Raw genomic sequence first — 26098 nt, forward strand, 5'->3', positions numbered from 1 at the left:
CCTCACAACTTTCTATTGTCCTACGCGGCAACCCCTCCCGGCAAATGACGGAGCTACCTGCGGAGCCGTTCCAGCGCGGCCAGGAGTTCCTCCACGTCAGCGGCCGCTCCCCCGGCCGGCGCAGGGGCCACGGACAGCATGGCGTTGAAGTACAGGCCGTCCCCCATATAGAGGACTGCCTTGGCCAGCCCAGGTCCCACATCCGCAGCAATTTCGTCCAGCCAGCGCTGCTGGATGGCCGCGAAGCGGCGCCGCGTCTCCTCGTGGGCCACCTCTGCAAGCCGGGTGGCGGCCACGATGGCACGGTCCAAAGGGGTATCCGCCCAGACCGAGGAACGGATGAAGTAGGCCGCGGCGCCTTCAGCTGCCGACGCCATGGCATCGGCATCCTCGCCCGCCAGGCCCTCCAGGCGGTCGAGCAACACGGCAATCATGGCTTCCTTGTTGGGAAAGTGGTAGAGGAGGCCGCCTTTGGATACGCCGGCCCTGCGCGCCACGGCATCGAGGGTGGCCGCCCGCTCACCCACTTCAATCAGCAGGGACTCGAAGGCGTCAAGGACCGCGTCACGGGCAACAGGCTTTCGGGGCATGCCCTCCATCATGCCCTCCCCCGTGCAGGAATAAGGAAAACCATCGCATTTTTAAACTATACCGTCCGGACGGTATAGTTATCTCATGACCACTTCCATCGAGAGTTCTGCAACCGGGCAGGCAAGCAGCACTTCCGTGCGTCCTCCGTGGCGCGACTGGCTGGCGCTGGGGCTGCTGATGTTTCCCGTGCTGCTGGTGGCGGTGGACAACACCGCACTGACGTTCGCGCTGCCGGCCATCGCCCGGGCCCTGGAACCCACGGGCGTGCAGCTGCTGTGGATCGTTGACGCCTACCCCCTGGTGCTGGCCGGGCTGCTGGTATCAATGGGAAGCCTCGGCGACCGGATTGGGCGGCGGAGGCTGCTCATCCTTGGCAGCATCGGCTTTGCCGCGCTGTCCGTTGCGACGGCTTTTGCACCCGCGCCGGAATGGCTCATCGCCGGCCGCGCCGCCCTGGGATTCTTCGGCGCCATGCTGATGCCGTCCACCTTGTCGCTGATCCGCAACATTTTCCCCGAGCCCAATCGCCGCAGGCTGGCCGTCGCCATCTGGGCCGCCGGATTCTCCGGCGGCGCGGCCCTGGGTCCGATCTTCGGCGGCTGGCTGGTGGAGCACTTCTGGTGGGGTGCCGTCTTCCTGGTGGCGGTCCCCCTCATGCTCCCCCTGCTGGCGTTTGGACCGGCCCTCATCCCGGAATCGAAGGATCCGGCACCCGGCAAGGTGGACATCCCCAGCATCCTGCTCTCCATGCTGGTCATGGTGCCCGTTGTCTACGGGATCAAGGCAGTTGCCACCGAAGGTCCAGGGGCGGCAGGTCTGGGCGCCATCGCCTTCGGCCTGGCCATGGGGGCGGTGTTCGTGCAGCGGCAGCAGCGGCTGGCGCACCCCCTGCTGGACATGTCCCTGTTCCGGAACAGGGTGTTCAGCATGGCCATCAGCGCCAACATCCTTGCCCTGTTCTCCTTCAACGGCTTCATCCTGTTCCTCGCCCAGCACCTCCAACTCCTCGAGGGAATGACGCCGTCCGCAGCCGGCGTTGCCATGATCCCGGCACTGGCCGCCACGGTGGTGGCCGGCCTGGTGGTGGTGCCGCTGGTCCGCAAGGTCCGCCCGGGATACGTGGTGGCAGCGGGGTTGGCGTTCAGTGCCACCGGCTACACCATGGTGGCATTCGGGAACCACGACGGCGGCCCCTCGCTGCTGCTGGCAGCCCTGCTGGTCCTTGCACTGGGCGTGGGTACGGCCGAAACCATCTCCAACGACCTCATCCTCGGGTCCGCGCCGCCGGAGAAGTCAGGCGCTGCCGCGGCAATCTCCGAGACCGGCTACGAGGTGGGGTCGCTGCTGGGCACGGCGGTACTGGGCTCCATCCTGACGGCGTCCTACCAGCAGAACCTGCGGCTGCCCGCAGGCCTTGACGGCATGCTGCCCGGCTCCTCCCTGCACAGCGCGAGGGAAACACTTGCCGGCGCAGTGGAAGCAGCAAACCTGCTGCCCGCTTCCCTGTCGGACACCGTCCGGGACGCTGCGGCGTCAGCGTTTGATTCCGGCGTGCACATCACTGCGGCAATTGGGCTGGTACTGATGGCGACGGCGGCAGTCCTCGCCGCCGTCGTGCTGCGGAAGGTGCCGAAAGCGGCCTGACCAAGCGAAACAAAAAGGGCGCCTGGTACCGGATCAATTCCGATACCAGGCGCCCAAAGGGTCCAGGCGGGTGGCTGCCGGCTACTTGGAGTCGGCGGCTGTGACCTTGGCGGTCGGCTTCATGTTTTCAGCCTGTACCATCCAGGCAAACTGCTCCAGCCGGGCAATGAACTCGTGCAGGAGGTCCGCGGAGGTGGGATCCTCCTCGTCCACCTCGTCATGGACTTTGCGCATGGTGCCCACGGCGGCTTCCATGGCGGCAACGATCCGCTCGATGGCATCCGTAGTGCTGATCAGCCCTTCAGGGAACTGGGCCAGGCTGGTGGTTTCGGCAACGGTGGAGCTGCGGCCGTCCGGGAGTGCATGCAGGGCGCGCATCCGTTCGGCTGTGTCGTCAGCGAACTGGCGGGCAGCGTCGACGATCTCATCAAGCTGCAGGTGCAGGTCGCGGAAGTTGGTGCCCACGATGTTCCAGTGCGCCTGCTTGCCCTGGACGTGCAGTTCGATCAGGTCGGCCAGGACAGCCTGCAGATTGTTGGTCAGTGTCGGTGAAGCTTTCATGCGTCCTCCTCAAGTGGTCCAATACGGCCGACGCTACCAGCCGAGCACCTAGCGGCGGCAGGGCTTTCGGCAATTTCTCAGTGAGCTTACTAATTTGGAAAGGAAGTCATAAACGAATGTGATTCATATTGCGTCTTGCATCACAGGTCCGGCACCCCCATACTAAATGAACGCCATTCATATAGTGACCTCCGTCTCACAGCCTTCCAGAAAGTGGTGCCATGACAGAGACAATCCGCACCAGTACGGCCAAACCCGGTCCGCACGCCCACGCCCCGTCCGCGGACGGCGTCAGCGCCAAAGGCCTCAAGGGCGGGCAGCTCGGGCTCCTCGCCGTCGTCGTCCTGGGCATTTCAACCATCGCCCCCGCCTACACCCTCACCAGCGCACTCGGACCCACCGTCAATGAAGCCGGACTCCAGTTGCCAGTCATCTTCCTGATCGGGTTCATCCCCATGATCCTGGTCTCGCTCGCCTACCGGGAGCTCAATGCCGACTCCCCGGACAGCGGCACAACCTTCACCTGGGTGACCAAGGCCTTCGGCCCCTGGGTCGGCTGGATGGGCGGCTGGGGCCTGCTGGCCGCCAACATCATCGTGCTGTCCAACCTGGCCGGCGTCGCCGTCGACTTCTTCTACCTCTTCCTGTCCCAGCTCACCGGCTCACCGGAACTGGCAGACCTGGCCGGCAACAAAGCGTTGAACGTCCTGACCTGCTTCGTGTTCGTGGCGCTGGCTGTTTGGGTCAGCTACCGCGGGCTGCACACCACCAAGGTGGTGCAGTACGGCCTGGTGGGCTTCCAGCTTCTGGTCCTGGGCCTGTTCGTCGCCATGGCCTTCGCCAACTGGTCCACGTCCGAAACGGCCATCCCGTTCAGCTGGGACTGGTTCGACGTCACGAAGATCGAGACGTTCGGCCAGATTGCCGCCGGCATCTCGCTGTCGATCTTCGTGTACTGGGGCTGGGATGTGTGCCTAACGGTCAACGAGGAAACAGCGAACGGCCAGAAGACGGCCGGACTGGCCGGCACCCTGACCGCCGTCATCGTCCTGGCCATCTACCTCCTGGTCAGCATCGCCACCATGATGTTCGCCGGCGTCGGGGACACCGGCAACGGCCTGAACAACGCCGACAACCAAGAGAACATCTTCACGGCCCTGGCCTCCCCCATCATGGGCCCCTTCGCCATCCTGATGTCCCTCGCCGTGCTGTCCAGTTCCGCGGCCTCCCTCCAGTCCACGTTCATGTCGCCGTCCCGAAGCCTGCTGGCCATGGCGCACTACGGCGCCCTGCCTGAACCGTTCAGCCGGATCAGCAGGAAGTTCGCGACGCCGGGCTACGCCACCATCGCCGCCGGCATCCTGTCCGCCGGGTTCTACGCGGTGATGCACGTGGTCAGCGAAAACGTCCTGAATGACACCATCCTGGCCCTGGGTCTGATGATCTGCTTCTACTACGGCCTCACCGCGCTGGCCTGCACCTGGTACTTCCGCCACAGCCTGTTCAACAGCACCCGCCACTTCCTGCTGCGGCTGGTATGCCCGGTGGTGGGCGGCGTGGGCCTGTTCGTGGTGTTCGTCCAGACCGCCGTGGACAGCCTGGCGCCGGAGTTCGGCAGTGGTTCCGAGGTCTTCGGCGTGGGCCTGGTGTTCATCCTGGGCATCGGCATCCTGGCCCTGGGCGCCGTCGTCATGCTGGTCATGTCCCGCACGCACCCCGGCTTCTTCCGCGGCGAAACCCTCAAGCGGGACACCCCCGCGCTGGTAGTGCCGGAATAGATCGCTGAAGGCCGCCACAACGCTGCCTGAACGAAAAAGGTGCCGTGCCCCCATCAGGGGCACGGCACCTTTTTCGTTTTCACCAGTAGTGCGCCACATCGATCACCAGGCGCGAGCCCGGGCCGGGACCGGCCAGGGTGAAGACCCGGAACGGCAGGCGGGCCCGGACGCCCAGACCGAGGCTTGTGTACCCCTCGAAGCTTCCGGCAGAAACCACCTGGCGGAACGTCTGGTAGCCGGCCACGTTGCTGAGTTCAGCCTTGTCCGCCGGGTTGTAGGTGGGGTTGCCGTTCTGGTCGTAGGACGGCGCCTTGATGCTGATATGCAGGCGCGCGCCGCCCCGTACCGGGATGAAGGCCCCGGAGCCTTCCTGCTCAATCCGCGGCACATACTGCACCGTGTAGGACACGGCGGGCCCGTTGAGGTCCACCACCAGCCGGTCGAAGCAGTAGTGCTGCCCGGTCCGGACATTGGTGACCGATGCGGTCCCCGTATCCTGCCCGGTCTTCGCAAGGGAGCCCCATGTGAGGCCGCAGTAGGGCGCCGCCGAGGCGGGCGCCTGGACCACGATTCCCAGCCCGGAAGCCAACAGGATTGCCGCGAGCCAGGTGAGGAACTTCTTCATAGCAGTGCCATCCACGACTAAAGACCATTGGATGCTTCCAGCGTAGGAGTGTCCGGACCGGGAAACGAGGGGGCATTTTGATAACGACGGCGTCCGGGGACAAAGCAGCGCCGGCCACCTCGGGGAGGTGGCCGGCGCCGGCAAAAATCAGGAAGACACTCAGCCTTCGCAGTCGCGGCAGTACTTCAGGCCGTCCTTTTCACGGGCAACCTGGGAGCGGTGCCGGACCAGGAAGCACGACGAGCAGGTGAACTCATCGGACTGCTCGGGAACCACAATGACGGTCAGTTCCTCATTGGACAGATCGGCGCCGGGCAGGTCGATGCCTTCAGCGGTGTCGTTCTCGTCGACATCGATAACCGCGGTCTGCGCGTTGCCGCCCCGTGACGCCTGGAGGGCCTCGAGAGAGTCGGCCGGCGACTCTTCTTCCTGCTTGCGTGGAGCATCGTAATCGGTAGCCATAGCGTGTTCACTTTCGTTGCTGCGCAGCGCCATTTCAGGCACCTCAGTGCAGCAGTTTAAGGCATTATCGCGCTACCGGCGCAATAGTGTGGCTAAGCAGACATTCCGCCGCTTCCGCCCGCTGTTCCTGCATGCCCGGACCGGGCCTGGTCGGCACCGAGGGACACTCCGCTCAAGGCCGGAAGCCAGCCCCACCGGGTGGCGTCGGCCATGGCGCCGGCGGCACTGGACTCGGATTCGTAGGTGAAGGTGTCCAGCAGCCAGTCGCGGAGCCGGATGAGCAGGGTAGCCGTCATGCACTGAAAACTACGCAGCGATTGTTGTGGCCACGTTTCGCGCCGGTCTCCCCCGGATTAAATCAGCTGCCGGCAGGATCTCCGGCCGGATTCTTCAAGCGGGTTCTTCAGGCGGGCGGTGCCGTGCTGCTGCGCAGGACGAGTTCCGGCTCCACGACAAGTGTCCGGGGTCCTTCCGCGCCGCTGAACGCCGTCAACATCATCTGCATGCACCGCCGGCCCAGTTCCTCGAAATCCTGCCGGACCACCGTCAGCGGCGGACTGAAATAGCCGGCCTCGGGCTGGTCGTCGAAGCCCACCACGGACACGTCCTGCGGCACTTTGATGCCGGCCTCGGTCAGGGCGCGCAGGACCCCCAGGGCCATCTGGTCGTTGCCCACGAAGAGGGCGGTGGCCCGGCGGGTGGCCGCGATCCGCCGGCCGATGGCGTAGCCGCTGCCGGCGCTCCAGTCACCTTCGATGATCAGGTCCGCCTCGAGTCCTGCGGAGGCAAGGGTGGACCGCCAGCCGTCGGCACGCGCCACGGCATCGATCCAGTCCTGCGGGCCCGCGACGTGCCCGATCCTGACGTGCCCCTGCCCAATGAGGTGCCGCACGGCGAGTTCGGCCCCGCGGCGCTGGTCCACCCTGACGCCGCCAACAGTGTCATTCCCCTCGGGTCCAACGGCCACCACCGGGACCCCGATGGGAAGTTCCGCCAGGGCGGCCAGCGTCTCAAGGTGCGGAACGATCACCACGATGCCGTCCACCGACTGGTCCAGGAAGTGCCTGACGGCGTCCAGGATCGCGTCCCGGCTGACCTCCCGCAACGCGGCGACGCTGACGAAATATCCGGCGTCCCTCGCAGCGCGTTCCACGCCCAGCAATGTATTGGCAGGACCGTACTGGGAGAGCTCGCTGCCCAGGACCCCTATGGTCTGCGAGCGCCGGGTGACCAGGCTCCGGGCTGCGGTGTTGCGGCGGTAGCCGAGCCGGGCTATCACCGCTTCCACTTTTTCCCGCGTCCCCGGGCTCACGTTGGGGTGGTTGTTGACCACCCGTGACACGGTCTGGTGTGAGACCCCGGCCAGCTCCGCCACGTCCTCAAGCCTCGGCAGCCGGCGTGGTTTGCCGTGCGTCACGGGGTTGTTGTCCGTGGAGGGCGCCGGGAGCTCAGCCGAGCCATTGGATCAGATCCCGCCTGCCAGCTTGTAGTAGGCGGCGTTCCAGTTCAGGTCCTTCTTGAACTGCCGGATGGTGGTGTCGTGGTCAATGGTCAGCAGTTCGGTTTTGGCGATCTCGGCGAAGTCCTCGAACACGTCCATGCCCACCTGGGTGGAGAGCACGGTGTGGTGGGCAGCGCCGGCTGTGAGCCAGGCTGCTGCGGAGGTTGCGAAGTCCGGCTTGGGCTCCCACAGGGCGCGGGCCACGGGCAGGTTTGGCAGCGGCTGGTCCAGGGGAACGACGTCGACGGCGTTGGCCACCAGGCGGAAACGGTCCCGCATGTCGGACAGGGCGACGACGACGCCCGGGGAGGCATCGGCGTCGAACACCAGGCGGACCGGGTCCTCCTTGCCGCCGATGCCCAGCGGGTGGATTTCCAGGCGCGGCTTCGACGCCGTGAGGGAGGGGCAAACCTCGAGCATGTGGGCGCCCAGGATCTTCTCGGACCCGGGCTCCAGGTGGTACGTGTAGTCCTCCATCAGGGAGGCACCGCCGGGCAGGCCGGCACCCATCACCTTCGCGGCGCGCACCAGGATGGCGGTCTTCCAGTCGCCTTCGGCGCCAAAGCCGTAGCCGGCGGCCATGAGCCGCTGGACCGCAAGGCCGGGAAGCTGCCGCAGGGCGCCCAGGTCCTCGAAGGAGGTGGTGAACGCGGCGGAGCCGTTGCCCTCCAGGAAGCTGCGCAGGCCCAGCTCGATCCGGGCGCCGTACCGCAGCGATTCATGCCTGGCCGCGCCTGCGCGGAGCTCCGGCACCACGTCGTAAAGGTCCGTATATTCCGCCACCAGCGCGTCGACGTCGGACTCCGCCGCGCCGTGCACGGCGTCCGCGAGCTCGTTGACGGACCAGGTGTTCACGGCGACGCCGAAGCGCAGCTCCGCCTCGGTCTTGTCGCCTTCGGTGACGGCGACGTTGCGCATGTTGTCCCCGAAGCGTGTCAGCTTAAGGGTGCGGACGGCGGCCCAGCCGGCGGCGGCGCGCTGCCAGGAGCCCACCTGGCGTGCCACCTCGGGGTTGGAGACATGCCCGACGACGGTCTTCCGGGCGATGCCCAGGCGGGACTGGATGTACCCGAACTCGCGGTCGCCGTGCGCGGCCTGGTTCAGGTTCATGAAGTCGAAGTCGATGTCCGCCCACGGCAGGTCCCGGTTGGCCTGGGTGTGCAGGTGCAGCAGGGGCTTACGCAGCAGGTCCAGGCCGGAGATCCACATCTTGGCCGGGCTGAACGTGTGCATCCAGGCGGTCACACCGATCACGGAATCATCGGCATTCGCCTCCAGGGCGGTGCGCCGGATGGCATCCGAATCGGTGAGGACCGGCTTCCAGACGATCTTGACCGGGACGGCGGAATTGGCGTTGAGCTGGTTGGCGATCTCCTGCGACTGGGCGGCCACCTGCTTGAGGACCTCCTCCCCGTACAGGTGCTGGCTGCCGGTGAGGAACCAGACCTCGTAGCCGTCGAGGGAGGTGCTTGCTGCGGTGCTCATGGATTCTCCTGGGAAGTTGTGTGGCGGCGCCGTGGATTACTGGCCTGCGTTGTTTATTGGCCGTAGACGTTCTGGTAGCGGGCATAGAGGGAGTCGATGGAGCCCTGGTCGATGGGCAGCGGTTCGCCCAGCTGGCGGGAGATGTGGACGGTGCGGGCCACTTCCTCGCACATCACGGCGGCCTTCACCGCGGAGCGGGCGTCCTTGCCGATGGTGAAGGGGCCGTGGTTCTGCATCAGGACCGCCGGTGAATTGGAGTTCTTCAGCGTCTCCACGATCCCGTGGCCGATCGAGTCGTCCCCGATCAGCGCGAATGGGCCCACCGGGATGGAGCCGCCGAACTCATCGCCCATCATGGTCAGCACGCACGGAATGGCCTCCCCCCGGGCAGCCCAGGCAGTGGCGTAGGTGGAGTGGGTGTGCACCACGCCCCCCACCTCCGGCATGTGCCGGTACACGTAGGCGTGCGCTGCGGTGTCCGACGACGGCGACAGCGGCGGGTTGCCCCAGTCCACGGTCCCGCCGCCACCGACGTTGGTGCCCCTGACGGGCATGCCGTGCAGGTCCGTCACGATCATCTGCTCCGGGGTCAGGTCCTGGTAGGCGACCCCGGAGGGCTTGATAACCATGAGGTCGGTGCCCGGCACCCGGGCGGAAACGTTGCCTGCGGTCCACACCACCAGTTCGTAGCGCGTCAACTCAGCGTGCAGGGCGCACACGTCCTCCCGGACCCGGGCGATGGTTTCCAGGATCCCGGTGTCGGTGCTCATGCGGAGACCCCCACGGCAGGTTCGGCGGCGGAGCCGGGCAGGCTGGCCCGGGCGGCTTTGCGCTGGATGGCCTTGAGCCGGTGCATCACGTCATTGCCGCCGCGGCCAAAGTAGTCGTGCAGTGCCTTGTATTCCTGGAACAGTTCCTCGTACGCGGCAACGTTTTCCGGGATCGGCGTGTAGACCTCGCCGGGTTCGGCGCCCATGGCGGCGGCGGCTTCCCGGATGTCCGCGTATTCACCCGCGGCCACGGCGGCGTGGATGGCCGATCCCAGGGCCGGGCCCTGCTCCGAGCCGATAGTGGACAGCTGCAGGCCGGTGGCGTCCGCGTAGATCTGCATCAGCAGCCTGTTCTTGAGCAGGCCACCGGCCACGATGAATTCCCTGACCGGAACCCCGGCGTCGCGGAACGCGTCCACGATGGTGCGGGTTCCGAAGGCCGTGGCTTCCAGCAGGGCACGGTAGGTGTCCTCGGGCCGGGTGGCAAGGGTCTGGCCCACCACGATGCCGGACAGCTCGTGGTCCACCAGCACCGAGCGGTTGCCCGAGTGCCAGTCGAGCGCGATCAGGCCGTGCTCCCCGATGGCCTGCCGCGACGCCAGTCCGGTGAGGTACTCGTGGATTCCCAGCCCCGCGTCCCCGGCAGCCTCATGGTATTCGGGCGGGACGCCGTACCTGGTGAACCAGCCGAAGATGTCCCCCACACCGGACTGACCGGCCTCGTAACCCCACAGGCCGGGCACGATGCCGCCGTCCACTGCCCCGCACATTCCCGGCACTTCACGCAGTTCGCTGCCGTTCATCACATGGCAGGTGGAGGTGCCCATGATAGCCACCAGCTGGCCGGATTCCACGGCCTTGGCAGCAGGGGCAGTGACGTGGGCGTCAACGTTTCCCACGGCCACGGCGATGCCCTCCGGCAGCCCGGTCCAGGCTGCAGCCTCCGCCGTCAGGGTCCCTGCGGCGTCCCCCAGCCGCCCGATCGTGTGCTCCAGCTTGGAACTGACAAAGTCCTTGAAGTCCGGATTCAGGGCGGCCAGGAAATCCTCCGAGGGGTACCGCCCGTCCTGGTAGATGCCCTTGTAGCCGGCGGTGCAGGCGTTGCGGACGTAGCGGCCGCACAGCTGCCAGACGATCCAGTCGGCCGCCTCCACCCAGTGGTCCATTTCGGCGTAGGCCTCCGGGTCCTCTTCCAGCAGCTGCAGGCCTTTGGCGAATTCCCACTCGGACGAGATCAGGCCGCCGTACCGCGGAAGCCAGTCCTCGCCCCGTTCGGCGGCCAGCCGGTTGATCCGGTCGGCCTGCCCCTGGGCGGCGTGGTGGCGCCAGAGCTTTACGTAGGCATGCGGGCGGTTGGCATAGCCCGGCAATTCGTTCAGCGGCGTGCCATCGGCCTTCACGGGCACCATGGTGCAGGCGGTGAAGTCGGTGGCAATGCCGACGACGGCGGCCGGGTCGATCCCCGCGTCAGCCACCGCGGCAGGAACGGCGGTGCGCAGGACGTCCCGGTAGTCGTTGGGCACCTGAAGCGCCCATTCGCCGGGAAGCCGCGTGCCGTCGTCGCCCGCCACGTCACCGGGCAGGGAGCCGGCCACCACCGCATGGGGATATTCATGGACGGCGCTCCCAAGCTCCTTGCCGTCGCGGACCCGCACCACCACGGCGCGGCCGGACAGGGTCCCGAAGTCCACGCCGACCACGCAGTGGTCGTGGCGGGGGTCGGAGCTTGAAGTAAACAGCGCATCTGGCATGGGGTTGCCTCCATCCGGGAGGCAAGCGGCCTCATTACCGGTTTTGTAGGGTCAGGGTCGAGCTAAGTGCTGCAGCAAGTGTGAACGCTAACAAAGAAGAAGTCAATGACATCGAAAGATTTCGGAGTTTCCGGGAGAAGGCTCTTGTTAGCGTTCACAAATCAGTCTATATTGAACCGACACATCAACCATGTGGCCAGGACCGGGAGCACCGTTGCTTCCCGGCCCAACAACACTTCGCGGCAATGCTGCCGCGGAAGGAGATTATGGTGAGAATCAAAAAACTCATGGGCGCGGTGGCCCTTGTCCTCGCCCTGACCGTGGGAGCCACCGGTTGCGGCTCCCGTGGCGGAACCAGCGAATCCAGCGGCGCAGCGAAGCCCAGCGACTCGCTGGTTGGCATCTCGATGCCAACCCAGACATCGGAACGGTGGATCGCCGACGGCGCCAATGTTGAGAAGTCCCTGAAAGACCTCGGCTACAAGACGGACCTCCAGTTCGCCAACGACGACATCCCCACGCAGGTCTCGCAGATCGAAAACATGCTGACCAAGGGCGCCAAGGCCCTGATCATCGCTGCCATCGACGGCACCACCCTGACCGACGTCCTGGCCAAGGCCAAGGAGCAGAACGTCAAGGTCATCGCCTACGACCGCCTTATCAACGGCACTCCGAACGTGGACTACTACACCACGTTCGACAACTACACCGTGGGCGTCCAGCAGGCCACCTCGCTGCTGACCGGCCTGGGCCTGGTCGACGCGAGCGGCAAGAAGGTGGACGGCAAGGGCCCCTTCAACATCGAACTTTTCGCCGGAAGCCCGGACGACAACAACGCCAACTTCTTCTGGACCGGCGCCATGGACACCCTCAAGCCCTACATGGATGCCGGCACCCTGAAGGTCCCCAGCGGCCAGACCAAGTTTGAGCAGGCCGCCATCCTTCGCTGGCAGGCACCCGTGGCGCAGAAGCGCATGGAGGACATCATCACCTCCGCCTACAGCTCGGGCACCAAGCTGAACGGCGTCCTTTCCCCGTACGACGGCCTGTCCATCGGCATCATCTCCGCCCTCACCAGCACCGGCGGCTACGCCAAGGGAAGCCTTCCGGTGGTCACCGGCCAGGACGCCGAAAAGGGCTCCGTGAAGTCCATCGTCGCGGGCGAGCAGTACTCCACCATCTTTAAGGACACCCGCCAGCTCGGCGCACAGGCCGTCAAGATGGTCGACGCCGTCCTCAAGGGCCAGGAACCTGAAACCAACGACACCAAGACCTACAACAACAAGGTCAAGGTTGTTCCGGCCTTCCTGCTGAAGTCCGTGATCATCACCAAGGACAACTACAAGAAGGAACTGATCGACTCGGGTTACTACACCGACGCCGACGTCAAGTAGTCAGCGTCCGGGGGCTGTGGCCGGACCTCCATCCGGCCGCAGCCCCGCCCGCAACCTCCTGCAGCAGCAGGACGGCCAAGCTTCGACCAGTCAGTGGGAATTGACGATGAACACACCCATTCTTCAAATGCGAGGAATCACCAAGACCTTCCCCGGCGTGAAAGCGCTGCAGGACGTCACCCTCGATGTGAACCGTGGAGAGGTCCACGCCATCTGCGGCGAAAACGGCGCCGGCAAATCAACGCTCATGAAAGTGTTGTCCGGCGTCTATCCACACAACACCTTCGAAGGGGAAATCCTCTTCGAAAACGAACCCTGCAACTTCTCCAGCATCTCGGACAGCGAGAAGCGGGGCATCGTGATCATCCACCAGGAACTGGCGCTGAGCCCGTACCTCTCCATTGCGGAGAACATCTACCTTGGCAATGAACAAGCCACCAACGGATGGGTGGACTGGCGCAAGACCAACCTGGAGGCAGCAAAGCTGCTGGCCCGCGTGGGCCTCGACGAAAACCCCGTCACCCCCGTCCAGCACATCAGCGTGGGCAAGCAGCAACTCGTGGAGATCGCCAAGGCGCTGTCCAAGGAAGTGAAGCTGCTCATCCTGGACGAGCCCACGGCCGCCCTCAACGACGAGGATTCCGGCCACCTGCTGGACCTGATCCTCCATCTGAAGGGCCAGGGGGTCACCAGCATCATCATCAGCCACAAACTCAATGAAATCCGCAAGGTGGCCGACGCCGTCACCATCATCCGGGACGGCAAAACCATTGAGACACTCCGGCTCGATGAAGGCCAGATCACCCAGGAACGCATCATCCGCGGCATGGTGGGCCGCGACCTGGAGAGCCTGTACCCGGACCGCGAGCCGAACATCGGTGAGGAAGTCCTCCGGATCGAGGACTGGTCCGTCCGGCATCCCCAGGACCACAGCCGCATGGTGGTCCGCAACGCCAACCTGCATGTCAGGAAGGGCGAGGTGGTGGGACTTGCCGGGCTGATGGGCGCCGGGCGCACCGAACTCGCCATGAGCGTCTTCGGCCGAACCTACGGCACCGCAATGTCCGGCAAGGTCTATAAGTACGGCGAGGAAATCAACACCTCCACCGTCTCCGACGCCATCCGCCACGGCATCGCCTACGCCACCGAGGACCGCAAGCACTACGGCCTGAACCTCATCGAGGACATCAAGCGCAACATCTCCCTTGCAGCGCTGCGCAAGCTCGCCAAACGCGGCTTCGTGGACAAGAACCAGGAGACCGTGGTGGCCAACGGCTACCGGAAGAGCATGAACATCAAAGCGCCCTCGGTGGCCGCCATCACCGGCAAGCTTTCCGGCGGCAACCAGCAGAAGGTGGTGCTCAGCAAATGGATGTTCTCCGACCCGGACGTGCTCATCCTCGATGAACCCACCCGCGGGATCGACGTCGGGGCAAAATTCGAGATCTACACGATCATCGCCAAACTGGCGGCCGAAGGAAAAGCCGTGATCGTCATTTCCTCGGAACTTCCCGAACTCCTGGGCATCTGCGACCGCATCTACACCCTCGCCGCCGGCCACATCACCGGCGAAGTCCCCATCGCCGAGGCCACCCAGGAAACCCTGATGCACTACATGACCAAAGAGAAGGAATAGCGAAATGTCCGCCTTACGAGAATCGCTCGGATTCCTCACCAGCCGCCTCCGCCAGGTTGGCATCTTCGTTGCCCTGATCCTAATCGTCCTGCTGTTCCAGGGGCTGACCGGCGGGATCCTGCTGGAACCGCAGAACGTCACCAACCTGGTCGTCCAGAACAGCTACATCCTCATCCTGGCCATCGGCATGGTGATGGTGATCATCGCCGGGCACATTGATCTTTCCGTCGGATCCGTTGCCGGGTTCATCGGCGCGGTGGCCGGCGTCATGATCGTGCACTGGGGCTGGCCGTGGTGGGCCGCAATCCCTGCCTGCCTGGTGGTGGGTGCCCTTGTGGGCGCCTGGCAGGGCTACTGGATCGCCTATGTGGGGATCCCGGCCTTCATCGTCACGCTGGCGGGCATGCTGATCTTCCGCGGACTCACGCTCATCACCCTCAAGAACCAGCAGATCACCCCCTTCCCCGCCGAACTGCGGGCCCTGGGCGGCGGCTTCCTTCCGGACATCTCCGGCGGCACCTCCGTCCTGGAATGGCTCACCGTCATCCTGGGTGTCGGCGCTACGGTGGCGCTGCTGATCCAGGCCCTCAAGGAGCGCAGGATCCGCAGGAAGTTCGATCTCGAAAGCGAACCCCTGGTCTGGTTCGTCATCAAAACCGCCTTCACGGCGCTGCTCATGCTCATCATCACCTTCCTGCTGGCCTCCTACCGCGGCACGCCGATCGTCCTGGTGGTCCTGGCGGTCCTGGTGATCGCCTACACCGCCCTGATGAGCAACAGCGTCTTCGGGCGGCACACGTACGCCATCGGCGGCAACCTCCACGCCGCTGAACTGTCAGGCATCAAGACCAAGGCCGTCACGTTCCGGCTCTTCGTGAACATGGGCGTGCTCGCCGCACTGGCAGGCCTGGTCTTCACCGCGCGGCTCAACTCGGCGCAGCCCGCCGGTGGAACAGGCTTCGAACTGGACTCCATCGCCGCGGCCTTCATCGGCGGCGCCGCCGTTACCGGTGGCATCGGAACAGTCGCGGGAGCCATGATCGGTGGCCTGATCATGGGCGTGCTCAACAACGGCATGTCCATCCTGGGCCTGGGCACCGATTACCAGCAGCTCATCAAGGGCCTGGTACTCCTTGTCGCCGTCGGCTTCGACATCTTCAACAAGAACCGCAGCGGCGGCGGTGGTGACCTCGGCCAGCGGTTCAAGCTGAAGACTACGCCCCCGCCCGCCGAGGAAAAGCCGACGCCGGCGGCCAGCGAAACCGTGGGCGTCAAGTAGCGGCTACCGCGGCCGCGGCGCTGCTCCGTGCAGACCCGGGCCTTGGACGACGCGTCCGGGGCCCGGGTCTTTGCGGCTCAGGGCGCTGCCGCGAGCCCGGTAGCAACATCTGCCGGCGAGCGCCGGCGGCGGCTGAGGAGGATGAAGGGTGCCGCCAGCAGCTGCACCGCGCCGCCGAATGCGAGCGATGCCGGGTAGCCGTAGAGGTCTGCGGCCCTGCCGAGCGCCGGCTGCACCACCACTCCCCCACTGGACCCCATGAGCGAGGCGAAGCTCAGGACGGTTGCCCGCTGTTTCGAGCCGATCATGTCGTTCAGGTAGGCCTGGCGCACGGGGGTTCCGGCGGAGGCCACCACGGCCCAGAGTGCCAGGAGCACCAGTGCCAGCCAGAAGATGCTGGTGGCCAGGAGCACCACCAGGACCACCGAGCTGGTGATGGTTGAAATGATCAGGACGGTGGTGCGCCGGCGGACCAGTTTCCGGACCAGCGGAGCCAGCCAGCCGCCCAGGATGTCCGCGCCGGCAACAATGGCCGCTGCCAGGCCTGCGATGGCGTAGGCCCTGGGATCTCCGAAGAGCTGCAGCAGGTAAGGCTGGAGGGCATAGAAGACATAGAATCCCACGCCCTCGGTGAACGGCGCAGCCAGCATCATGTACCTCACCGGCGGGTTCCGCAGGCCGCCGTCCAGCGAGGCGCGCAGGACAGCCCGCGTGGCCTGCACCGGGTGGGCCGAACGCTCCGGGGTGAAGCCGACGTCGTGCATGAGCAGGAAGGCCACCGCGAACATTGCCACCAGCACCGCGACGCGCAGCAGGAACGGCACGCCCAGGTTCGTTGCCTGCGCGATGACGCCGCCGGCCACTGACCCTGCCAGCATGGCGATCCCGGAAACCATCTGGCCGCGGCCCAGGACCGCTTCCAGGCCGCCGTCGTAACCGGAGAAGTGCAGGGCGTCCACCAGCCAGGCCTCCACTGCCCCCGAAAAGAAGGTGAAGCCAAGCCCCAGCAGCGCCGACACCCCGGCCCACCACCAGAACGGTGCAGACAACTGCCACAGCAGGTAATAGAGGTAGGTGGATCCTGCCAGGGTTACGGTGCCCAGCAGGAAGGAGGTCCGGCGCCCCCAGCTGTCCGCGACTACCCCGGTGGGAACTTCGAAAAGCACCATCCCGGCAGTGAAGAAGGCGTTTGCAGCGAAGGCTTCCAGGTTGGTCAGCCCGGCGTCGAGCAGGAACAGCGTATTGATGCCCCAAATGAACGACGCCGCAAGGGTGTTGCCCAACGTCAGCGTCAGGTATACGGTCTGGATCTTTCGTGCTGCGGCGTTCACCGGCGGCCGTTCCCTGTATCTGTTCCTGCCATGGCGGGCTCAGGATGGGCTGTAATTCGGGGGTACGGGGTCATGGCGCAGGTACTGGCGGCGGAAGCGCCCGGTGCCGGCGGTCAGCGCCCGCAGTTCCACCGCATACCGCAGGAGTTCCTGGTCCGGGACTTCGGCGCTGATCTCCGTGAGGCCCTCACCGGAAGAGGTGGTGCCGGTGAGGCGTCCCCGCCGGCCGGACAAATCACTCATCACTGTGCCCACATGTTCATCGGCGACCGTGATGGAGACGGATGACACCGGCTCCAGCAGCTGGATCCTTCCTGCTGCCGCGGCCTCCCGGAGCGCCAGCGCCCCGGCCGCCTGGAACGCCGCATCCGACGAATCCACGCTGTGGGCCTTGCCGCCCACCAGGGTGACCCGCAGGTCAACTACGGGAAAGCCCGCGGCGACGCCCTTGTCCATTTGGGCCCGGACGCCCTTCTCAATGGACGGGATGAACGTTCCCGGGATCAGGCCGCCCACCGTCTTGTCCGCGAACTCGAACCCCGCGCCGCGCTCCAGCGGTTCCACCTCGATGTCGCACACGGCGTACTGGCCGTGTCCGCCGGACTGCTTGACATGGCGGCCGTGGCCGGAGGCGGCGGTGGCAAAGGTTTCCCGCAGCGGCGTCACCACGTCCACGGTGTGCAGTTTCACTCCCTGTTCGCGCAGCCTGTCCAGGACCACCTCCGCGTGGGCTTCGCCCATGCACCAGAGCACCAGCTGATGCGTTTCGGCGTTCCGGTCCACCCGCAAGGTGGGGTCACCCGCCGCTATCCGGCCCAGGCTGCGGGCCAGCGCGTCCTCGTCGCTGCGGGAATCGGCTTCCACGGCAACCGGCAGCAGCGGCTCAGGCATTTCCCACGTGGCGAGCAGCAGCGGGCTTTCCCGGGCGGAAATGGTGTCGCCGGTTTCAGCGCTGCCCAGCTTCGCCAGGGCACACATGTCCCCCGCCACGCAAAAGGGGACGGGGCGAAGGGTGGCACCCAGCGGTGAGTAGATATGGGTCACCCGTTCATCGGTGTCATGGTCCTGGTGACCCCGGTCGGCCAGGCCGTGGCCGCCCACGTGGACCGGCGAGTCTTCCCGGAGTGTGCCGCTGAACACCCGCACCAGGCAGATGCGGCCCAGGAAGGGATCGTTGGAGGTGCGCACCACCTCGGCGGCGAGGGGGCCGTACGGATCGCAGGACAGGCTTCCGGCCGGTTCCCCCGCGAGGTCGGTGGTGTCCGGCAGGCTGCGCTCCCCTGGCGGCGGAAAGGCGCGGACCAGCAGGTCCAGCAGTTCGGCGGTCCCCAGCCCGGTGACGGCGGACGTGGGCAGCACGGGAAAGAACGAGCCACGTGCGACGGCGGTTTCCAGGTCTGCTGCGAGCACTCCGGTGTCGATGTCCTCGCCTTCCAGGTAGCGGTCCATCAGCGTTTCGTCTTCGCTTTCGGCGATGATGCCCTCGATGAGTGCGCCCCGGGCAGGCCCGGCAGCCGCGAGTTCATCCGGCGTGGCGGCCCGGACTTCAGGGGTTGCCTCGCCGGAGGAGTAGTCCGTTACCTCCCGGGACAGCAGGCCCAGGAGGGACAGCGGCCCGGCGGCCTCCTCTGCTGAGGGCAATGGGACACACAGCGGCAGCACGCCCTCGCCGAACGCTTTGCGGCAGGCGGCCAGGGCGCCGTCGTAATCTGCCCGCGGGTGGTCCAGCCGGGTGATCACGACGGCGCGTGGCAGCAGCATGTGCGCGCACTCGCCCCACAGGGCGGTGGTGGTGGCGTCGATTCCGTCCACGGCCGACACTATGAAGAGGGCAGCATCGGAGGCGCGCAGCCCCGCCCGCAGCTCACCAATGAAGTCGGGGTAGCCCGGTGTATCCAGGAGGTTCACTTTTGTCTCGTCCACCATCAGGGGCACCAGGGACAGGGTGACGGAGCGCTGCTGGTGAACCGCGGCGGGGTCCGAGTCGCTGACCGTGGATCCGTCGGCGATGGAGCCTTTGCGCGTGATCATGCCGTTGGCTGCCAGCAGCGCCTCGATCAGCATTGTTTTCCCGGCGCCCGAGTGACCCACCAGGGCCACGTTCCGGATCCGCGCCGGGTCCTGGGCCGCGATGCCGGTGGCTTGGTCGGCGCGCTTTGACTCAGGCCCGTTCCTGCCGCCTCCCGCCCGCGCTGACTCCTTGGTGCTCTTCACCGACATTGGAACCTCCTGGCATCATCGCCGACCCGACCTGACGTGTCCCTCTGATTCGACACCTTGGACGGCAGGACGGCAAGAGCACAGGCTATTTGCTGCGGGCTTTGCGGGTGGCGGCGTCGTTGGCCTTCTGGATGGCCTTGACCAATTCACCCTTGTCCATCTTCGAGCGGCCTTTGACGTCCAGTTCCCTGGCCAGTTTGTAGAGGTGGTCCTTGGACGCATTGGCGTTGACTCCGCCCGCGGTGGGTTCGGAGGAGCTGATGCCCTGTTCTGCGCGCTTGTCCGACGGGCCCCTTTTTTCCTTGGGCTCCCAGTGGTCGCCCACTTTCTCGTAGCTGTGCTTCAGGGATGCGTATGCTGCCCGGGCCGCCCGCTGCTCATCCTGGTCGTACGACTCAAGGGCGGAATCATAGGTCTTGGCGAATGTGTCCTGCGCCTTTTGCTCAGAACGCTGCAGGGTGGAAGGAAGTTCTTCCTTGCGGGCATGATCGTTCTTGCCGGTCTTGGGCATGGCACCCATCCTCCTTTAGTCAGCACGCTGATTATGTGGATGGATCCAGCTTAAACCCGGAGGTTGAATGGAGCCCCCTGTCGGATTCGAACCGACGACCCCCGCTTTACAAGAGCGGTGCTCTGGCCAACTGAGCTAAGGAGGCGCGCCCCTGCGGGCGTGCACCGTGAAGGCGCTAGATAAGGTTAGCCCAACTCCCGCCGGGCGTAAAAACGCCGGACTACTGGCGGTGAATGCGCCAGGGGCCCGCCCCGGAAACGGTCCGGAGCGGGCCCCTGCCCTGACTGGGAATCCTTAGCCCTTGGCGGCGATGGCTGCCTGCAGGAAGTCCGGGAACGGCGTCTGCGCGCTGTCGCCCTTGCCCCACTGCTTGCCGTCCACGAACACGGTGGGCGTACCGGTGACGCCGATGGCCGCGGCCTCCTTCGTGGTGAACTTCACGAACGGGCGGTAGGTCTTGTCATCGACGCAGGAACCGATGTTGACGCCCATGTCGGACGCCATCTTCTTCAAATCACTGTCGGAAAGGCCTGCGCTGCCTTCCGCCGGCTGCTTGGCGAACAATGCGTTGACGAAATCGGAGTACTTCTCCGGGGATTCGTTGACCACGCACGCTGCTGCATTGGCGGCCCGGGATGAGTAGTTGGTGGTGGACCGGCTGTCCAGGAATCCGAGGGCCCGGTACTCAACGGTGATCTTGCCTTCGTTGCGCAGCGACGTGAGCTGGTCGTTGTACTGGGTCTCGAAGTTCTTGCAGATGGGGCAGATGAAGTCGATGTAGAGGACCACCTTGACCGGCTTGCCGGCCTCTGCTTCGGCGCCGGGAGCCACTACCTCGGCGGGCGCCGTCTTCGGCGCGTCCCCCAGGGAGGCGGCGTCAACCGTGGCCGGTTCCGACTTGGCCACATCCGTATTGGCCAGCAAAGTGACGCCGCCATGCACGTTGGCGTTGGCAGGCGTGGGGCCCTGGTCCGCTATGGGGGCGTTCTGCTTGAGGCTGTTCGTCACCACCAGCGCCACCACCACCAGGATGGCCACCACTGCCGCCACGATGCCCCAGCCGATCAGCAGCTTGTTGCGCTTGTCCTTCTTCAGCTGCTCTTCCCTGATCAGGCGCGCCTTTTCCCGCGCCTCCGCGGTTCGCTCAGCCTTGGACTTACGTACTTCGTTTGCGGGGCTCATGAGTTCCTTGGGTCGGTCGACGTAGGGGGACCACTTCGTGGCACTCCAACATTTTAGGGGAGAAAGCTGAGCGCTTGCGGTTTCAACCATTCCACCGGGTTGACCAACGGACGAATAGCCCCGATGATTCCGTCCGGCTAGGGTGGCTAAGAGGCACAAGCAACCCCAGGGGGCAGCAATGCAAACACCCGTCCAGGAAAAACCCGCCGGCAAAGCAACGGCCGGCAGCTCCGGTCCCAGCCATGCCGGCCATACGAAGTACGACTTCATGGTGGTCTCCAACAGGCTGCCTGTGGACCGGGTCGCAGCAGGGGATGCCGGTGATGACGAGTCTGGCTGGCGCCGCTCCCCCGGGGGACTGGTGACCGCCCTGGCACCTATGATGACCAAGACAGACGGCGCCTGGGTCGGATGGCACGGTGCGCCGGACGAGACTGTCAAACCCTTCAGCCACGGCGGCATGGACCTCGTCCCGGTCCAGCTCAGCAACGACGACGTGGAGCTGTACTACGAGGGGTTTTCCAACGCCACCCTCTGGCCGCTCTACCATGACGTCATTGCCCCGCCGGAGTTCCACCGCACCTGGTGGGACGCCTACCGAAGGGTCAACCGCAGGTTCGCCGACGCCGTCGTACAGCATGCGGACCAGGGCGCCACCGTGTGGGTGCAGGATTACCAGCTCCAGCTGGTGCCCCGCATGCTGCGCGAGGCGCGGCCGGACCTGCGCATCGGATTCTTCAACCACATCCCGTTTCCTCCGCCGGAGATCTTTGCCCAGCTGCCGTGGCGCCAGGCCATCATCGACGGACTCCTCGGCGCAGACCTGGTGGGTTTCCAGCGGCCCAGCGATGCCGGAAACTTCATGCGCTCCGCTCGCCGTTTCCTCGGTGCCAGCGTTAAGCAGCAGCAGGTCCACGTAAAGGGCCAGGACGGGCAGGTCACACACATTGCCCGGGCACAGGCCTTCCCCATCTCCATCGACGTCAAGCACATCAGCGAGCTTGCCGCCAGGCCGGACATCATTGAGCGCGCCCGCCAGATCCGCCAGGATCTGGGGAACCCGAAGACCATCCTGCTCGGCGTCGACCGACTGGATTACACCAAAGGCATCAGGCACCGGCTTAAAGCCTTCGAGGAGCTCCTGGCAGACGGCAAGCTCTCGGTTGGAGACGCCACCCTGATCCAGGTGGCCAGCCCCAGCCGCGAGCGCGTCGAGCAGTACCGGCTCCTGCGTGAGGAGGTGGAGGGCACGGTGGGCCACATCAACGGCACCTACGACACCATCGAGAACACCGCCGTCCGCTACCTGCACCACAGCTACCCCGTGGAGGAGATGGTGGCGCTGTACCTTGCCGCCGACGTCATGCTGGTCACGGCCCTTCGGGACGGCATGAACCTGGTCGCCAAGGAATACGTCACGGCGCGCACCAACAACGACGGCGCGCTGGTCCTCAGTGAGTTCGCCGGCGCAGCCGACCAGCTCAAGCAGGCACTGCTGATGAACCCGCACGACATCGACGGCCTCAAGAGCGCCATCATGCGTGCCGTGGAGATGCAGCCGCGGGAGTCCGGCCGCAGGATGCGGGCCATGCGTAAGCAAATCCTCGAACACGACGTGGACCACTGGTCCGCCGACTTCCTGAACGCACTGAACGAGAAGGTGGTCCGCGATGACTCCTGACGGCCACACCAAGGCAGCGCTGGCACTCACTCCAGAACTGCGGGAAGCGCTGCACCGGATCGCCGGGACCGGGCACCTGCTGGTGGCCATGGACTTTGACGGGACCATGGCCCCGATCGTGGGCCGTGCCCAGGATGCGCGGCCGCTTCCACGCTCAGCCGCGGCGCTCGCGGGGCTCGCCGTGCTTCCACGCACGACGACGGCACTCATCTCCGGGCGCGCCCTCGCCAGCCTGCGGGAGGTGGCGTCTCCGCCCGTGGACACCCTGCTGATTGGCAGCCACGGGGCCGAAGCCTGGCTTGGGCCGGGCTCCACGGAACTGACGCTGGACGACGGCCAGAAGACCCTCCTTGAAGAGGTGCGCGCCGAGTTGGCGGCTATCGTCGCGGAGGCGCCTGGCACGTCCCTGGAATACAAGCCCGCCGGCGTCGTCCTGCACACCCGACTGGCTGCGGATGACGTGGCCGAGGACGCGGTGTCAGCAGCCCGGTCGGTGCTCCAGGAGCGAAAGGGCGTCTTCCTCAAGGAGGGCAAGCGCGTCCTGGAGACCTCCGTGGTCAATGCCTCCAAGGGCGAAGGCGTCAGCTTCCTGCGGCAGGCCACCGGGGCCACTGCCGTGCTGTTCGCCGGTGATGACGTGACGGACGAGGACGCTTTCGGCCGGCTTGAACCAGGCGACGTAGGGGTCAAGGTTGGCCTCGATTTCACCCAGGCCCAATACCGGGTGGAGGCGCCTGTCCATATCGCGGAGCTGCTGGAAGCCCTGCTCCAGGAGCGGAGCATCGCCGTCGCCGAGGAAGACCCCCAGGCCGCTTCCGGATAGCCCGTGGCCGGAAGCACATGTGACATCCGTAACATTTGCGGTAAAAGAAGCAACTTCTGGCATACTCTTGGGTGTGATGTGGCGCACAACAACCGTGCGGCGTCACGTGATGCTCCGCGCAAAGCCGCGGAGCATTTTGTGGGAACACAACTGAATAAACATGAACCATTCACAACGGATCGTCCGGCACGTACCTGCCGGTGAAGGGATTGATAACTGTGGCTACAGTTACTTTTGATAACGCTACGCGTCTGTACCCGGGCACAGATAAGCCCGCCGTCGATAAGCTCAACATCGACATCGCCGATGGCGAATTCCTGGTCCTCGTTGGACCCTCCGGCTGCGGCAAGTCCACCTCCCTGCGCATGCTCGCAGGCCTGGAGGACGTCAACGCAGGCCGCATCCTGATCGGTGACCGTGACGTCACCGATGTTCCGCCGAAGGACCGCGACATCGCGATGGTTTTCCAGAACTACGCGTTGTACCCGCACATGACTGTGGCCGACAACATGGGCTTCGCCCTGAAGATCGCCGGCGTCTCCAAGGAAGAGCGCGCCGAGCGCGTCCGCGAAGCCGCAAAGCTCCTTGACCTTGAGCAGTACCTGGACCGCAAGCCGAAGGCACTCTCCGGCGGCCAGCGCCAGCGTGTTGCCATGGGCCGCGCAATCGTCCGTAACCCCCAGGTCTTCCTCATGGATGAGCCGCTGTCCAACCTGGACGCCAAGCTCCGTGTCCAGACCCGCACCCAGATCGCATCCCTGACCCGCCGCCTGGGCGTCACCACCGTCTACGTCACGCACGACCAGGTCGAGGCCATGACCATGGGCGACCGCGTCGCCGTGCTGAAGGACGGCCTGCTGCAGCAGGTGGACACCCCCCGCAACCTCTACGACCGCCCCAAGAACGTGTTCGTTGCCGGCTTCATCGGCTCCCCCGCCATGAACCTGCTGGAACTTCCCGTTGTCGACGGCGGCGTCCAGTTCGGCGGCACCGTCTACCCCGTGCCGCGCGACGTCCTCGAAGAGGCACACGGCTCCACGGTTACGCTGGGCAGCCGTCCCGAGGACCTGGAAACCGCTCCGCACGGCGAAGGCCTGAAGGTTGAGGTGGATGTCGTTGAAGAGCTCGGCGCCGACGCCTACGTCTACGGCCACACCACGCTGGACGGCAAGGACCACGACATCGTGGCCCGTGTCGACGGCCGCCGCCCCCCGATGAAGGGCGAGGTCATCTACGTCCGTCCGCAGTCCGGCCACGTGCACCTCTTCGACACGAAGACCGGCCTGCGCCTGGGCGACTAAACTCCCCACCGGCACCCTAACGGCGTGGGCCCACCCACGCGCGTTACTGACGGCGGTCCGCACCTTTTCGCAACGGTGCGGGCCGCCGTCGGCCTTTAACCATGGCCGCACAGGATTTACCGTCCCTGCCCTGAGTACGGAAGAATTGAGCCCATGACCGAGGAACACAGCGCCCAGTGGCATGACGAACCCACAGACTATGCCCAGGTGGGTAAGCTCCCGCGGTTCGTGGCCGCCAGCGCCGACGAGAACAAGGCCGCTTCGGTAGCCTCCTCGCTGAGCATCACCGCCGCAGCGGCGGATCCGGAGCTGCTGGACCTGCCCTGGCACATCGCCCTCGAGGAGTGGCCGGCGCAGTACCTGGCCGCACTCCCCCGGGGCATCTCCCGGCACATCGTGCGCTTCGCCCACCTTGGCGGCTCGGTGATTGCCATCAAGGAAACCTCCGAGCATGTGGCCCGGCACGAGTACCACATGCTGCGCAAGCTGGCCCGGCTGGACGTCCCCTGCGTGGAGCCCGTGGCCGTGATCACCGGCCGCACCACCCCTGACGGACGCCCGCTGAACCCCGTCCTGGTGACCCGGCACCTGAAATTCTCCATGCCGTACCGCGCACTGTTTTCGCAGATGCTGCGCAAGGACACCCTGACCCGCCTCATCGACGCCCAGGCGCTGCTCATGGTGCGGCTGCACCTGATCGGGTTTTACTGGGGCGACGTCTCGCTGTCCAACACCCTGTTCCGCCGCGACGCCGGCGCGTTTGCCGCCTACCTGGTGGACGCCGAAACCGGTGAGCTCTACCCCGACCTCTCCACCGGCCAGCGCGAATACGACCTTGAGATCGCCAGGGTGAACATCGCCGGCGAGCTGATGGACCTCCTGGATGGCGGTCTCATCGAGGAAAAGGTGGACCCCGTGGCCACCAGTGAGCTGATCATGGACAGCTACCGGCGGCTGTGGGCCGAGCTGACGGAGAAGGAATCCTTTGAGCTGGGCGAACGCTGGCGGGTGAGCGCCCGCATCCGGCGCCTGAACGAACTCGGCTTCGACGTCGAGGAATACGCCATAAAGACCACCCAGAACGGCTCCACCATCCAGCTCCAGCCCAAGGTGGTGGACGCAGGGCACCACCAGCGGCGGCTGCTGCGGCTTACCGGCCTGGACGCCCAGGAGAACCAGGCCCGCCGCCTCCTCAATGACATGGACTCCTTCCGGGCGGACAACAACCCGGACATGGATGAGGAATACAGCGCCCACCTGTGGGTCAGCCAGATCTTCGAACCGATCGTGCGCGCCATCCCCCGGGACCTGTCCGGCAAACTGGAGCACGCCGAGGTGGTCCACGAGGTCCTCGAGCACCGGTGGTACATGTCCGAGAAGCAGGAGCGCCACATTCCGCTGGCGGAAGCTGTCCAGTCCTACATCGACTCTATCCTCCGGCACCGCCGGGACGAGGCCGCGATCATGCTGAACCCTGATACCGAGCTGCTGAAAATCCTTGAGGTGGAGACCGAGGAGTCCCGTTACGGCGAAGACGAATCGGTGGACGAATACCCGGATTCGGACGACTGA

Annotated in this window: 22 protein-coding genes and 1 tRNA gene; 9 read left to right on the forward strand and 14 right to left on the reverse strand. The window is 65.7% G+C overall.

All coding sequences use genetic code 11. The features are described from left to right. Window positions 1–53: 53 nt before the first annotated feature. Window positions 54–590, reverse strand: coding sequence for a TetR/AcrR family transcriptional regulator (locus ACV095_RS16790; RefSeq protein ID WP_018772028.1), 537 nt, complete (start codon window positions 588–590; stop codon window positions 54–56). Window positions 591–675: 85 nt separating this feature from the next. On the opposite strand from ACV095_RS16790, the gene ACV095_RS16795 reads away from it, so the two are divergent. Continuing rightward, the gene (locus ACV095_RS16795) at window positions 676–2235 is read left to right on the forward strand and encodes an MFS transporter (protein ID WP_018772029.1); all 1560 of its coding nucleotides are present in this window, start codon (window positions 676–678) and stop codon (window positions 2233–2235) included. A gap of 81 nt (window positions 2236–2316) precedes the next feature. Here ACV095_RS16795 and ACV095_RS16800 read toward each other — a convergent pair whose 3' ends face one another. Then, window positions 2317–2796: a Dps family protein gene (locus tag ACV095_RS16800; protein WP_018772030.1), complete on the reverse strand. Its 480-nt coding sequence runs from the start codon at window positions 2794–2796 to the stop codon at window positions 2317–2319. Between the two features lie 221 nt (window positions 2797–3017). Here ACV095_RS16800 and ACV095_RS16805 point away from each other — a divergent pair, with 221 nt between their 5' ends. Then, the gene (locus ACV095_RS16805) at window positions 3018–4574 is read left to right on the forward strand and encodes an APC family permease (protein ID WP_018772031.1); all 1557 of its coding nucleotides are present in this window, start codon (window positions 3018–3020) and stop codon (window positions 4572–4574) included. 79 nt (window positions 4575–4653) lie between these two features. Here ACV095_RS16805 and ACV095_RS16810 read toward each other — a convergent pair whose 3' ends face one another. The 7 genes from ACV095_RS16810 to araB form a co-directional block, all read right to left on the reverse strand. Beyond that, a complete protein-coding gene (locus ACV095_RS16810) occupies window positions 4654–5199 on the reverse strand; it encodes an AMIN-like domain-containing (lipo)protein (RefSeq protein ID WP_018772032.1) in 546 nt (181 codons plus the stop codon). Between the two features lie 159 nt (window positions 5200–5358). Next, a complete protein-coding gene (locus ACV095_RS16815; RefSeq protein ID WP_026266196.1) occupies window positions 5359–5661 on the reverse strand; it encodes a DUF4193 domain-containing protein in 303 nt (100 codons plus the stop codon). A 92-nt stretch (window positions 5662–5753) separates the two neighbouring features. Continuing rightward, window positions 5754–5957 (reverse strand): hypothetical protein, encoded by a 204-nt coding sequence (locus ACV095_RS16820; RefSeq protein WP_056391206.1) that lies wholly within the window; start codon window positions 5955–5957, stop codon window positions 5754–5756. 107 nt (window positions 5958–6064) lie between these two features. Continuing rightward, window positions 6065–7078, reverse strand: coding sequence for a LacI family DNA-binding transcriptional regulator (locus ACV095_RS16825; protein ID WP_018772035.1), 1014 nt, complete (start codon window positions 7076–7078; stop codon window positions 6065–6067). 48 nt (window positions 7079–7126) lie between these two features. Further along, a complete protein-coding gene (gene araA, locus ACV095_RS16830) occupies window positions 7127–8647 on the reverse strand; it encodes an L-arabinose isomerase (RefSeq protein WP_478222320.1) in 1521 nt (506 codons plus the stop codon). A gap of 53 nt (window positions 8648–8700) precedes the next feature. Next, the gene (locus ACV095_RS16835) at window positions 8701–9417 is read right to left on the reverse strand and encodes an L-ribulose-5-phosphate 4-epimerase (protein WP_478222321.1); all 717 of its coding nucleotides are present in this window, start codon (window positions 9415–9417) and stop codon (window positions 8701–8703) included. After that, complete coding sequence (gene araB / locus ACV095_RS16840; RefSeq protein WP_134166092.1) at window positions 9414–11168, reverse strand: ribulokinase; 1755 nt, start codon at window positions 11166–11168, stop codon at window positions 9414–9416. The genes ACV095_RS16835 and araB overlap by 4 nt, the downstream gene beginning before the upstream one ends. Before the next feature lie 266 nt (window positions 11169–11434). Between araB and chvE the strand changes: the two genes are divergently transcribed. The 3 genes from chvE (at window position 11435) to mmsB (ending at window position 15477) form a co-directional block, all read left to right on the forward strand. After that, entirely contained in the window at window positions 11435–12562 is a 1128-nt protein-coding gene (gene chvE, locus ACV095_RS16845; protein WP_142068633.1) for a multiple monosaccharide ABC transporter substrate-binding protein, read from the forward strand. Between the two features lie 106 nt (window positions 12563–12668). Beyond that, window positions 12669–14198 (forward strand): multiple monosaccharide ABC transporter ATP-binding protein, encoded by a 1530-nt coding sequence (gene mmsA, locus ACV095_RS16850; protein ID WP_026266198.1) that lies wholly within the window; start codon window positions 12669–12671, stop codon window positions 14196–14198. 4 nt (window positions 14199–14202) lie between these two features. Continuing rightward, window positions 14203–15477 (forward strand): multiple monosaccharide ABC transporter permease, encoded by a 1275-nt coding sequence (gene mmsB, locus ACV095_RS16855; RefSeq protein ID WP_478222322.1) that lies wholly within the window; start codon window positions 14203–14205, stop codon window positions 15475–15477. A gap of 77 nt (window positions 15478–15554) precedes the next feature. On the opposite strand, the gene ACV095_RS16860 is transcribed toward mmsB, so the two are convergent. The 5 genes from ACV095_RS16860 to ACV095_RS16880 all read right to left on the reverse strand — a co-directional run bounded on the left by ACV095_RS16860 (window position 15555) and on the right by ACV095_RS16880 (window position 20721). Continuing rightward, on the reverse strand, window positions 15555–16808 hold the full coding sequence (locus tag ACV095_RS16860; protein ID WP_478222323.1) for an MFS transporter: 1254 nt from the start codon (window positions 16806–16808) through the stop codon (window positions 15555–15557). A gap of 39 nt (window positions 16809–16847) precedes the next feature. Beyond that, on the reverse strand, window positions 16848–19028 hold the full coding sequence (locus tag ACV095_RS16865; protein ID WP_478222324.1) for an elongation factor G-like protein EF-G2: 2181 nt from the start codon (window positions 19026–19028) through the stop codon (window positions 16848–16850). An 85-nt stretch (window positions 19029–19113) separates the two neighbouring features. Then, window positions 19114–19539, reverse strand: a complete 426-nt coding sequence (locus tag ACV095_RS16870; protein ID WP_043425668.1) for a ChaB family protein — start codon at window positions 19537–19539, stop codon at window positions 19114–19116. A 68-nt stretch (window positions 19540–19607) separates the two neighbouring features. After that, window positions 19608–19684, reverse strand: a tRNA-Thr gene (locus ACV095_RS16875). A gap of 149 nt (window positions 19685–19833) precedes the next feature. Then, window positions 19834–20721: a DsbA family protein gene (locus ACV095_RS16880; protein ID WP_018772045.1), complete on the reverse strand. Its 888-nt coding sequence runs from the start codon at window positions 20719–20721 to the stop codon at window positions 19834–19836. A gap of 178 nt (window positions 20722–20899) precedes the next feature. On the opposite strand from ACV095_RS16880, the gene otsA reads away from it, so the two are divergent. The 4 genes from otsA (at window position 20900) to ACV095_RS16900 (ending at window position 26098) form a co-directional block, all read left to right on the forward strand. Continuing rightward, complete coding sequence (gene otsA / locus ACV095_RS16885) at window positions 20900–22402, forward strand: alpha,alpha-trehalose-phosphate synthase (UDP-forming) (protein WP_018772046.1); 1503 nt, start codon at window positions 20900–20902, stop codon at window positions 22400–22402. Continuing rightward, window positions 22392–23225, forward strand: coding sequence for a trehalose-phosphatase (gene otsB / locus ACV095_RS16890; RefSeq protein ID WP_056391189.1), 834 nt, complete (start codon window positions 22392–22394; stop codon window positions 23223–23225). The genes otsA and otsB overlap by 11 nt, the downstream gene beginning before the upstream one ends. A gap of 218 nt (window positions 23226–23443) precedes the next feature. Then, window positions 23444–24526, forward strand: coding sequence for an ABC transporter ATP-binding protein (locus ACV095_RS16895; protein ID WP_018772048.1), 1083 nt, complete (start codon window positions 23444–23446; stop codon window positions 24524–24526). A gap of 153 nt (window positions 24527–24679) precedes the next feature. Further along, window positions 24680–26098 (forward strand): DUF4032 domain-containing protein, encoded by a 1419-nt coding sequence (locus ACV095_RS16900; protein WP_018772049.1) that lies wholly within the window; start codon window positions 24680–24682, stop codon window positions 26096–26098.

The organism is Arthrobacter sp. JDC6 (assembly GCF_056484025.1).

What these genes read in the sequence shown, in the direction of transcription:
- ACV095_RS16790 (WP_018772028.1), bottom strand. Translation starts at nt 590, where the DNA reads ATGCCCCGAAAGCCTGTTGCCCGTGACGCGGTCCTTGACGCCTTCGAG.
- ACV095_RS16795 (WP_018772029.1), top strand. Translation starts at nt 676, where the DNA reads ATGACCACTTCCATCGAGAGTTCTGCAACCGGGCAGGCAAGCAGCACT.
- ACV095_RS16800 (WP_018772030.1), bottom strand. Translation starts at nt 2,796, where the DNA reads ATGAAAGCTTCACCGACACTGACCAACAATCTGCAGGCTGTCCTGGCC.
- ACV095_RS16805 (WP_018772031.1), top strand. Translation starts at nt 3,018, where the DNA reads ATGACAGAGACAATCCGCACCAGTACGGCCAAACCCGGTCCGCACGCC.
- ACV095_RS16810 (WP_018772032.1), bottom strand. Translation starts at nt 5,199, where the DNA reads ATGAAGAAGTTCCTCACCTGGCTCGCGGCAATCCTGTTGGCTTCCGGG.
- ACV095_RS16815 (WP_026266196.1), bottom strand. Translation starts at nt 5,661, where the DNA reads ATGGCTACCGATTACGATGCTCCACGCAAGCAGGAAGAAGAGTCGCCG.
- ACV095_RS16820 (WP_056391206.1), bottom strand. Translation starts at nt 5,957, where the DNA reads ATGACGGCTACCCTGCTCATCCGGCTCCGCGACTGGCTGCTGGACACC.
- araA (WP_478222320.1), bottom strand. Translation starts at nt 8,647, where the DNA reads ATGAGCACCGCAGCAAGCACCTCCCTCGACGGCTACGAGGTCTGGTTC.
- ACV095_RS16835 (WP_478222321.1), bottom strand. Translation starts at nt 9,417, where the DNA reads ATGAGCACCGACACCGGGATCCTGGAAACCATCGCCCGGGTCCGGGAG.
- araB (WP_134166092.1), bottom strand. Translation starts at nt 11,168, where the DNA reads ATGCCAGATGCGCTGTTTACTTCAAGCTCCGACCCCCGCCACGACCAC.
- chvE (WP_142068633.1), top strand. Translation starts at nt 11,435, where the DNA reads ATGGTGAGAATCAAAAAACTCATGGGCGCGGTGGCCCTTGTCCTCGCC.
- mmsA (WP_026266198.1), top strand. Translation starts at nt 12,669, where the DNA reads ATGAACACACCCATTCTTCAAATGCGAGGAATCACCAAGACCTTCCCC.
- mmsB (WP_478222322.1), top strand. Translation starts at nt 14,203, where the DNA reads ATGTCCGCCTTACGAGAATCGCTCGGATTCCTCACCAGCCGCCTCCGC.
- ACV095_RS16865 (WP_478222324.1), bottom strand. Translation starts at nt 19,028, where the DNA reads ATGTCGGTGAAGAGCACCAAGGAGTCAGCGCGGGCGGGAGGCGGCAGG.
- ACV095_RS16870 (WP_043425668.1), bottom strand. Translation starts at nt 19,539, where the DNA reads ATGCCCAAGACCGGCAAGAACGATCATGCCCGCAAGGAAGAACTTCCT.
- ACV095_RS16880 (WP_018772045.1), bottom strand. Translation starts at nt 20,721, where the DNA reads ATGAGCCCCGCAAACGAAGTACGTAAGTCCAAGGCTGAGCGAACCGCG.
- otsA (WP_018772046.1), top strand. Translation starts at nt 20,900, where the DNA reads ATGCAAACACCCGTCCAGGAAAAACCCGCCGGCAAAGCAACGGCCGGC.
- otsB (WP_056391189.1), top strand. Translation starts at nt 22,392, where the DNA reads ATGACTCCTGACGGCCACACCAAGGCAGCGCTGGCACTCACTCCAGAA.
- ACV095_RS16900 (WP_018772049.1), top strand. Translation starts at nt 24,680, where the DNA reads ATGACCGAGGAACACAGCGCCCAGTGGCATGACGAACCCACAGACTAT.